Source organism: Vreelandella zhuhanensis, from assembly GCF_009793355.1.
Classification (GTDB): Bacteria; Pseudomonadota; Gammaproteobacteria; order Pseudomonadales; family Halomonadaceae; genus Vreelandella; species Vreelandella zhuhanensis.
Genome location: NZ_WTKP01000019.1, coordinates 1 through 1,671, shown reverse-complemented (window position 1 = coordinate 1,671; position 1,671 = coordinate 1). Strand labels below are relative to the sequence as shown.

The window sequence follows — 1,671 nt, the reverse complement described above, 5'->3', positions numbered from 1 at the left end:
CCTATTCAGGCGAAGGAACATGGCCGCTTTGCACTTCAACAAGCCAGTGGGCATATAGCACAGCTTCCTGGTTGTCGTTGGCGACTAGATGAAGGTGCTTCAGGTGTCGGTGCTCCTTGGATTCGTTCCAGATCGTCAAGGAAAGCCTTGCTGCTAGGGCATCTTCCACGGGAGGTAGCCCAACTTGCTCCGGAAGCGGTAAGGCTAGCGACGCGATCTCGTGGATTTCCGCAACTCGCATGGCAAAACGGTAACACATGAGCAGTTCCTCCCATCCGCTCTCCGACACCTTGGTGGGTGGCATGAACTTGATCGTCTTGGGGGTCGTCTCACCAGGTGACCAAGTCATCCAAGCTTGACCCTCTGCCGCCTTGCCAAGGTCGCGTCGCTGATCTTCGGTGGCTGGCACTACCACGGCATCCAAAGTCTCTGCCTCAAGGTCTTGTTGTGTTCTGACCTCTATAGTCAAGTCGTTCTGCGTCAGTTTCAGCATGTCTCCTCACTCGGCACAATTGATGCATTTCAGCACGGTGGGATCCCACTCCAGCCGCTTAGCGGCAATCCATTCACCACACTCGCTACACTCACCAAACGTTTTCCGCTCCAGGCGTGCCAAAGCTGCGTCGATACGCCAAATCATCATTTGACGGCGCTCCTCCCCAGCCTTGGCCATGGCTTGGCCCTGAAGGGCATCCATACGCGATAGGCGGCCCACTGACTGCTGGTCTAGCATCACCGTGGCGCGGCTCTCCTTGCTCTCGAAGCTCTGATCGATCAGCAATGCCTTGGTGTCTTCCAGCTGGCGGGTGATTTTCTCTATATCGATATCTGGATGATTCATCGCTTCCCCTTACCTTTCGCGTCAGTGGGTCCAGGAAGGCCAGCAATACGGCCGACAGGTGATTCCCCAACCGAAAGACCCAAGATAGCTGCTTTGTTCAGGACTTTGTAGGGAGTTATGCGAACACCTGGGTCCACTCACCACGCTTGGCCAGTAAGCCGCGAGCGAGTTCCTTGGCACCCTCCAGGCTATGACTGGCCGCCCAGCCACATTGCATTTCGTTGCAGGCCGGTACCTCGGTAGCCACGAGAACGTCCTTCAGAGTGTTCTCCAGCAGGTCCAACACGCCCTCATAATCATCGTGATTGATCACTGCCACGTAGAAACCGGTCTGGCAGCCCATGGGGCTGATATCGACAACCTTGTCGGAGTGGTTGCGCGACAGCTCGGCCATCAGGTGCTCCAAGGAGTGCAGAGAGGGCATGTCCATGTGATCCCGGTTAGGCTGGCAGATACGCAGGTCGTACTTATGGATGCGGTCACCGTTCTCACCTGTCTTGATGTCGGCCAGGCGTACGTAGGGGGCCTTCACCTTGGTGTGATCCAGGTTGAAGCTTTCGACATTCATTTTTTGCTCGGTCATTGAGATTACCTTGGGGTTCTATGGCTAAAGGAGGCACGGCGTAGCCGCCAGTGCCGGTTTCGAGTTTCAAGCTTTGGAATTTCTAGGCGGTTTAGATGCCGGCTGCCTGGCGAAGAGCGTCGGCCTTGTCGGTCTTTTCCCAAGGAAAGGCGGTAAAGGTTTCGACTTGCTGCTTGCCTTGATCATCGATCCAGGCGTAGCTGGATTCGAACGGCTCGCGACCGAAATGGCCGTAAGCCGAGGTCAA

The 1,671-nt window shown here is 55.9% G+C and carries 3 protein-coding genes and 1 pseudogene; all 4 read right to left on the bottom strand.

All coding sequences use genetic code 11. From position 1 onward, the window contains the following. Window position 1: 1 nt before the first annotated feature. Complete coding sequence (locus GPM19_RS15150) at window positions 2-493, bottom strand: macro domain-containing protein (protein WP_160419847.1); 492 nt, start codon at window positions 491-493, stop codon at window positions 2-4. A 6-nt stretch (window positions 494-499) separates the two neighbouring features. Continuing rightward, on the bottom strand, window positions 500-841 hold the full coding sequence (locus GPM19_RS15145; protein ID WP_160419846.1) for a TraR/DksA family transcriptional regulator: 342 nt from the start codon (window positions 839-841) through the stop codon (window positions 500-502). A 115-nt stretch (window positions 842-956) separates the two neighbouring features. Continuing rightward, on the bottom strand, window positions 957-1,424 hold the full coding sequence (locus GPM19_RS15140; RefSeq protein ID WP_160419845.1) for an S-ribosylhomocysteine lyase: 468 nt from the start codon (window positions 1,422-1,424) through the stop codon (window positions 957-959). Between the two features lie 91 nt (window positions 1,425-1,515). Then, a pseudogene (locus GPM19_RS15135) lies at window positions 1,516-1,671 on the bottom strand (methionine adenosyltransferase); the annotation flags it as partial.